The organism is Kitasatospora sp. NPDC056138 (assembly GCF_042264695.1).
In the GTDB taxonomy this organism is placed as follows: domain Bacteria; phylum Actinomycetota; class Actinomycetes; order Streptomycetales; family Streptomycetaceae; genus Kitasatospora.
In genome coordinates this window covers 39,456-46,621 of the sequence record NZ_JBHJVK010000067.1, presented here as the reverse complement: position 1 = coordinate 46,621, position 7,166 = coordinate 39,456, and the positions used below count along the sequence as shown (strand labels likewise).

Sequence of the window (7,166 nt, the reverse complement as noted above, 5' to 3'; positions counted from 1 at the left end):
TGCCCGTTCTGCCTGGTGATGCTCTCCGACTCGGTCAACGGCAAGAAGAACGAGGGCGCCGCCAAGGAACACCTGAAGGTGGTCGACGTCGCCCAACTGCTGCTCGACTCGGTCAAGGCCCAGCCCACCGAGCCGGAACCGGCCGAGGTCTGAGCCCGAAGCGCCACCGTTCTGAACGGGCCCGGAGGGCAGCAGGGGCAGGCGGAGACCTGCTGCTCCCCTCGCCGCCACCCCCGGGTGGCTACGGTGACCGGACCGCGCGCCTCAGGGCAGCAGCCAGCCGGCCGTCGGCGCCGCACCCGCGCTCGTACCGCCGCCCTTCTGCAGCTGGGCGACGTCCGAGGCCGACAGCGCCCGGTCCCACACCAGGACGTCGGAGATCGCGCCGTCCCAGTTGTCGACCCACGCCCCGTGGTACTTCGCCCGGCCGAGCTGCATCCGGCTCGCGGAGCTCCAGATTCCGTCGATCTTGACGGTGCTCTGCGGCTCGCCGTCGACGTACAGCGTGATGGCCTTCGCCGAGGCGTCGTACACGCCGGTCAGCAGCACCCACTTCCCGGTCCAGGACGGCTGTTTGGAGAACGCCTGGCGAGTGTTCTTGTCCTCACCGCCCGGCAGGGTCTGCACCTTGAAGACCCACTGGTTGTGGGTGCCCCAGTCGTCGCGGCCCAGATAGAAGGTGTAGTAGTCGCCGCTGCCCTGGCTGAGGACGCACTTGCCGCCCTTCGGGGCGTTGTTGTCGACCAACGCGGAGACGGTGAAGCTCCTGCTGGTGTCGACGACGGGTCCGTTGCTCTCGCCGTGGTCGGCGTCCTTGCCGGTCATCGGCACGACCGGGCCGTTGTGGCCGTCCGCCTGGCCCGGCTTCACCGTCTTGCTCAGCACGATCGCGTTGCTGCCGTACTTGTCCACCAGCTGCGCCGGGGACGGCGACGCAGAGCCGCTCGCCGAGGCGGAGGCGGCGGGCGAGCCGGCGCCAGAGGCGGACGGCGTGACCGGGGCGCCGGCGTCCACCCGCTTCGGGTGCGCGGGGTTCGACAGGGCGATGGCGGCGGTCACGATGCCGGCCACCACCACCACGGCCGCCGCACCGCCGCCGATCTGGAGCATCCGGCGCTTCTTCTGCTCCGTCTCGTGCTGCCGGGCCAGCGCCTCCCAGTCCGGCCCGTTCTGCGGCCACTGCTGCCCGCTCACCGGGGGCAGCTGCTCCGGCCTGCCCCAGCCACTGCCACCGTTACCGCCGGGAAGGCCCCCGCCAATGCTCATGGGTTGACATGCTAGGCCATGGCCGGCCGTCGGAAACCGTCGGCCCCGCCTGCCTCAGAAGGCAGACGGGGCGCGGTGTCGGCCACCGTGGACGAGCCGTGGACCGGCCCTGGACGGGCTCCGGCTCGGCCTCGGCAACCGGCGCCGCCTTCCTACCGGCCCAGACCTCAAGGAGTCCTGATGGCAGTAGAGATCGTCTACGAGACGCACGCCACCACCACCGACAACGAGGCCGGCATCGCCACCGGCTGGCTCCCGGGCCGGCTGTCGGAACTGGGCCACCGACAGGCGCACGAGCTGGGCGAGCGCCGGTCGGGCGACGGCTTCGCGGCCGTGTTCACCTCCGACCTGCACCGCGCCGTCCAGACAGCCCGGATCGCGTTCCCTGACGGCCTGCCCCCGCTCCTCCAGGACATCCGGCTGCGCGAGTGCAACTACGGCGACCTCAACGGAAGCCCGCTCTCCGTCGTCGCCGCTCAGCGAGCCCGACGCATCGATGAACCCTTCCCCGGCGGTCAGAGCTACCGCCAGGTCGTCGCGGCCACCAACGCCTTCCTCCACGACCTCGCCACCGAACGGGACGGCAGCAGAATCCTGGTCATCGCCCACTCGGCCAACCGATGGGCGCTGGAACACCTGCTCACCGGAACGCAGTTGGAGGACCTGCTCGAAGCACCGCCCGCCTGGCGCCCGGGCTGGCACTTCACACTGCCTGCCGACTGGCCCGCCCCGGCCCGGTGAACCCGTAGGCGCGTGCGTCGGCAGGACGAGGCCCCCGACGCTCGGGGTCCGCGTGCGTTGCCCTTGGATGCCCTCTGTGAACTTGTGAACAGGGCCGACTCTTCGTCACGGGCAGCGCCGGCCGCACGCCTGCGGACCAACCAGCTGAGACGGCGAGCGAACCGGACAGGGATCGGCTCATCCGATGCGTGACGCCCAGTAACCTGGCCGGATGGCACTCCACGGCTTTGCGACCACCGAGTTCCAGCTCGTTCTGCTACGACGGATGGCCGACTTCCGGCCCGAGCTGGTCGAGCAGGCGGTGCACCGGCTCGGCTCCTCCCGGGCCGAGCTGCGCGAGGCGAACAAGCGCTGGCAGGCGATGGTCCGCTCGTCCCGGTTCCCGCGCGGGGCCCACCGCTACACCGCGGTGCTCGGCCCACCGCAGGCGACGTTCCCCCGCCGGATCGGCGACCTCACGTGCACGGCGCAGCAGTGGGCGCTCCCGCTCTGGCCCGAGCTGTCGTTCGAGGTACTGCTCGGCCCCGAGGAGAACGGCAGCCCCATCTGGAACGAGTGGCTGGTGCGCGCCGCCGGCGCCCCGCCGCCCGCCCTGCGTACGCTCGCCGACCTGACACCGTGGAGTTGTGTCGTCTCGGACGTCGCCATGGCATTCCCGTCTGCCGTACCGCGCGAGGGCAGCGCACCCACCCGGTGGCAGCTCGACTTCACCGCTCCCGATCCGTCCGGGCTGCCGCGTTCCTGCACGGCGGACTTCACCTGGGGTCTTCTGCAGGAGGTCCGCGTCAACGAGCCCGGCTGACGGGATCCTTCCGGCCCGCGACTGCCGAGCCCGGACTCGAAACCCGCCGCCGGAAAGCCTGTTGCCCCTGCGATCCGGCAACCGGCAACCGGCGGCAGGCAAACGGCGCGCAGCGCAACAGGGCCGGCCGAGTCGCCGTTGCCCGCGCAGTCCCCGTGGGCCACCTCCGAGTGGGCGGCCACCGGCACGACGGCGGCAGCGCGGGCCTGTGGTGGATCCGGACAGTTCAGCCGGGTCCACCACAGGCCCGGTTCAGCGGGATGACGCCGTGTCGACTCAGCGACTCGTCACCGCTTCCGCGTCGGGTGCGTCAGTGCGCGACGGACCCGAACGGCGCCGATCCGTCGGAGACCTCGGGCGTCTCGGCGCCACGGGCGTGCGGAGCGAGCTTGGACGTTCCGTTGCCGACGGCGCTGTTGAGGTCGTGGTGCACCGCCGACGCGATCCCCTGGATGGTGTCGATCCCGTACGACTCGGTGGCGTTGTCCTGGGTCAGGACCGCCATCCGGTAGTCCTTGCCCGCGCCGGTGAAGATGCCCAGGCTGTGCACCCGCCAGCCGTGGGTCGCCCGCGGCAGCCAGCCGTTCTTCACGTGCACGGAGATCGCCGCCGGCGCACCGAACGGGGTCCCCCAACGCTGGTCGGCCTCCACCTGGCTCATCAGCCCCAGCCCGTACGCCTTCGCCGCCGGCGTGATCACACTCGGGTTGCTGGTGTAGACGTCCAGCATCTTGAGCTCGTCGGCGGCGGTGATCTGGGTGAGGCCCCAGTAACCGCCGGTACCCAGCTGGGTGTCGTTCATCCCGGCGAGCTTCAGGAATGCCTGGAGGCGCGGCATGCCGAGGCTGTTCCACAGGTTGGTGGCCGCGGTGTTGTCGGACGCCGTGATCATCTGCTGGAGGTTGTCGTCCTCCCAGGTGGTCAGGTACCGCTTCTCGTCCTCGGCCCGGCGCAGTACGGCGCCCATGATGGTCGCCTTGACGACGCTCGCCGAGTCGAAGTGCGTGGTGGACTGGTAGGCGCAGGAGACGCCGGTCTTGGCGTCGGATATCGCGAAGGCCACGGTGTCCTGACGGCCCGACAGGGCACTCGCGATGTCCTTGGAGAGCTGGTCGGCCAGCTGGGGGTTGCGTGCGGAGGTGCAGTAACCCGGAGTGCCCGGCGCGGGCTTGGGTGCCGCCTGCGCGCCGACGGGTACGGCGGACACCAGCAGCGCTGCCGCTGCGCCGACAGCCAGTCGGGCGAACGGCCGGGTGAACGGCCGACGTATGTGGATCTGTTGGCGAACTGCCATGGGTAAGGGATCCTTTGAGAGATTGGATGGACCTGCCGGGGAACGCGGTCGAGCGGCGCGCGGCGCCAGGGCATGCCGCGGACCGTCGGGGGCCGCTTTCCCGTGCCGTGCGTGGTGTGTTCAGAGATCACGCGGTTGGTAACACGCGTATTCGGTCCCTGAGGTTCGCCACCGGGGCTGTGAAATCCACAAGGCCACCGGGGGCGGGGGCCTGGCGGCAGCGGAACGGGCCGCGTCGGGGTCTTCCAGCGGAGGACCCGCCCGAGGTACGGGCCGCACCGGCCTGGCAGCCCGTCAGTCGGCCCGCCACGGAGGGTGCGAAGGGCTCAGCCGTCGACCGCTGCGTCGATGAACACTGCGGCGGCCTGCCTCCCGCACTGCGTCACGTCGGCTTCGCCACGACCGGATGCCGTTTCGTTCCCGTCCCGCTCGGTGTCGTCCCGCCGCACTCGGCACCGTTCCCGTCCCTCGCGATCCCCGTCCACCGCTTTCGGTGGACCTCCCGTCACGGCAGCCCCGTCCACCGTCACTGGGACGCCGAAGCGCCGCGGCGTACCGCAGGCGCTTCGGCTCCTGTGATGGCGGGTCAGGACAGGACGGTCCAGCTCTGCCCCTTGGCGGTGGAGTCGGCCGGGTTGGTCATGCCGTTGGCGGCGGCGGTGGTGCCGGAGACGTCCAGGGTCAGGCCGTTGCCCACGTTGGTGATGGTGAGGGCGCCGGCGCTGTTCTGGGTCACCTTCCACTCCTGCCAGGGGTTGCCCGCGCTGGGGTTGAGCAGGTACGCGGTGCCGACCCCGCTGCCGCCGGCGAGGACGGTGTGGTTCTGCGCGGCGGTGTAGCAGTTGTCGCTGATCTGCACGGTCCCGTCGGCGTTGGGCGTGAAGAGCCACTGCTGTGCGGCGTTGCCGCTCTGGTAGGCGTCGATGGCGGAGTTGCCGCCGACGCTGGCGGAGCAGCCGCCCTGGACTTCGAGGGCCTGGCCGCCGGTGCCGCCCGCGCTGATCGCGTGGTACCTGCCGTCGCCGACGACGCTCGCCCGGGTGCCGCCGGAGTTGCCGCCGCTGCCGACGCTGATCCGGTAGAGCGCGGTGCCGTGGGCGGGGATCCAGTTGCCGCCGAGGGAGCCGGTGGTGGTGCTGGTGGCGCCGCTCCAGACGTCCTTGTAGGAGTAGCTGGAGCCGGTCAGGCCGAGCTGGCTCAGGGTGACGCTGGGCATGGCCCAGTTGTTCGGGTCCTGGTTGACCAGGGCGACGGCGATGTCGCCGTTGGCGAGCGTGCGCTTGAGGACGACCGGGGCGGTGGCGGTGGCGGGCGGGTTGCCGACCAGGGTGGCGGGCTTGGCCAGTGAGTCCTGGTCGATGGCGATCACGTCGGGGTTCTTCATGACCGCCAGGGCGGAGGAGTTGATGCCGGTGGACCAGGTGTAGCCGCCGGCGGTGTGCTGGGCGTCGGCGGAGTTGCGCAGGTCGGCGCCGGAGACCAGCGGAGCGGCCATCATCGAGAGGATGGACATCTCGGTGCGGGACTCGTCGTCGGTGAACGGCTTGTGGCCCCTGTCGGTGTCGGTGACGCCCCAGACGCCGTACACGTCCTGCCAGCCGGTGAACATCATGTCCAGGTCGTTCCAGCTGCCGGGGTGGACGTTGCCCGGGTACTTCAGGGCGGTCTGCAGCTGGCCGTTGTAGAGCACGCCGTCGAGTTCGCTGTCGCGGTCGCCGCCGATGCGGCACATGTTGGCGACCTGACCGCACCAGACGCCGGTGGGCGAGTAGCCGGGGGCCTGGTGCGCCGGGGTGCCGGCGGCGACGATCAGCGGGTCGGTGCGGGCCGGGTCGCCGGGGTCGAGCAGGTGGGGGATTCCGGTGTGGGCGGGCTGGGCGGAGAGGCTGAGGGTGACCTTCGGCCTGCCCTGGGCGGCGGTGGCGGCGTCCAGCGCACGCTGGAAGGTCCGGGTGCGGGCATAGATGGACTGGGTGAGTTCCTTGCCCTCGCCCTGCGGGTAGTAGGCGTAGCCGTCCGGGCCGGTGATGGTGGGGCCGTAGGGGCAGTCGTCGTACTTGACGAAGTCGACTCCCCAGGAGACGAAGTCGTCGGCGTCGGTGGTCTCGTGGCCCAGGCTGCCGGGGTGGCCCTGGCAGGTGGTGTAGGTGTCGGTGGCGTAGAGGCCGAACTTCATGCCCTTGCTGTGCGCGTACCAGGCCAGGTACCGGATGCCGTTCACGCTCTGGCCGTTGACGTTCTGCGAGGGGAAGTTGTCCGGGTCCGGCACCAGGTGTCCGCTGGTGGTGTCGTTGCCGGTGCCGTCGGTGCCGGAGACCGGGTTGCCGTGCGCGTCGTACAACTGCATCGCGTTGTCGGCGGTCTTGGCGAAGTCCGTGGTCTGGCCGTCTCGGTGGCGCATCGACCAGCCGTCGTCGATGGTGACGGTGTTGTAGCCGGCCTGCACCAGGCCGTTGGCGGACATGAAGTCGATGGTCTGCTTGACCTGGTTCTCGTCGACCTGGGTGCCCAGGCTGTTCCAGGAGTTCCAGCCCATCGGCGGGGTGAGGGCGTTGCCGTTGGCCAGGGCGGCGGCCGGGGTGGCGCCGCCGAGGGTCAGGGCGCCGAGGCCGGAGGCGGCCAGCGCCATGGTGACCAAGGCGCCGGCGAGGCGGCGGTGGACGGGAGTTCGCATGCGGGGCTCCAACATGGGGGCCTGGCCGGGCGGTTCACGGCTCGCGCCGAGCCAGGGGCTGGGTGGGGGTGAGGCTCGCCTGGGTGTCCACGAGCACGGCGCGACCGAGGCGCAGCAGAACCTGGTCGCGTCCGCTCGCAAGAGCTGTCGAGAACTGCAAGGCGGCCGGACGCAGTCGGACCTGCTGGACGACCGAGTGGCGCACGGAGGGTGGTGGACACGGCAGACGCGCTGTACGGACGCGCCGCCGACGAGGCACGGCACGGGGATGGTGGGGCGCACCGCAGGATCTCGCCAGCAGTGCAATACGATATTGCACCCACCAATAGCGCACAAGAGTCAACACAATCAATCACCGAAGGGAACGCCCATCGCGCACCGGACCGCCC

At 70.9% G+C, this 7,166-nt stretch carries 5 protein-coding genes; 2 read left to right on the top strand and 3 right to left on the bottom strand.

Annotated features, from left to right (window positions below; translation table 11 throughout):
• Positions 1–264: 264 nt before the first annotated feature.
• Entirely contained in the window at positions 265–1,266 is a 1,002-nt protein-coding gene (locus tag ACFC1R_RS30890; protein WP_375944218.1) for a LamG domain-containing protein, read from the bottom strand.
• 180 nt (positions 1,267–1,446) lie between these two features.
• Between ACFC1R_RS30890 and ACFC1R_RS30885 the strand changes: the two genes are divergently transcribed.
• Positions 1,447–2,007 (top strand): histidine phosphatase family protein, encoded by a 561-nt coding sequence (locus tag ACFC1R_RS30885; RefSeq protein WP_375944216.1) that lies wholly within the window; start codon positions 1,447–1,449, stop codon positions 2,005–2,007.
• A gap of 211 nt (positions 2,008–2,218) precedes the next feature.
• Entirely contained in the window at positions 2,219–2,809 is a 591-nt protein-coding gene (locus ACFC1R_RS30880; protein WP_375944214.1) for a hypothetical protein, read from the top strand.
• Positions 2,810–3,119: 310 nt separating this feature from the next.
• Here ACFC1R_RS30880 and ACFC1R_RS30875 read toward each other — a convergent pair whose 3' ends face one another.
• The gene (locus ACFC1R_RS30875; RefSeq protein WP_375944212.1) at positions 3,120–4,103 is read right to left on the bottom strand and encodes a serine hydrolase; all 984 of its coding nucleotides are present in this window, start codon (positions 4,101–4,103) and stop codon (positions 3,120–3,122) included.
• A 586-nt stretch (positions 4,104–4,689) separates the two neighbouring features.
• Positions 4,690–6,777, bottom strand: a complete 2,088-nt coding sequence (locus ACFC1R_RS30870) for an alpha-galactosidase (protein ID WP_375944210.1) — start codon at positions 6,775–6,777, stop codon at positions 4,690–4,692.
• Positions 6,778–7,166 lie beyond the last annotated feature (389 nt).

Bases quoted from the DNA above. Each gene is read 5' to 3' on its own strand.
- ACFC1R_RS30890 (WP_375944218.1), bottom strand. From the start codon at position 1,266: ATGAGCATTGGCGGGGGCCTTCCCGGCGGTAACGGTGGCAGTGGCTGG.
- ACFC1R_RS30885 (WP_375944216.1), top strand. From the start codon at position 1,447: ATGGCAGTAGAGATCGTCTACGAGACGCACGCCACCACCACCGACAAC.
- ACFC1R_RS30880 (WP_375944214.1), top strand. From the start codon at position 2,219: ATGGCACTCCACGGCTTTGCGACCACCGAGTTCCAGCTCGTTCTGCTA.
- ACFC1R_RS30875 (WP_375944212.1), bottom strand. From the start codon at position 4,103: ATGGCAGTTCGCCAACAGATCCACATACGTCGGCCGTTCACCCGGCCG.
- ACFC1R_RS30870 (WP_375944210.1), bottom strand. From the start codon at position 6,777: ATGCGAACTCCCGTCCACCGCCGCCTCGCCGGCGCCTTGGTCACCATG.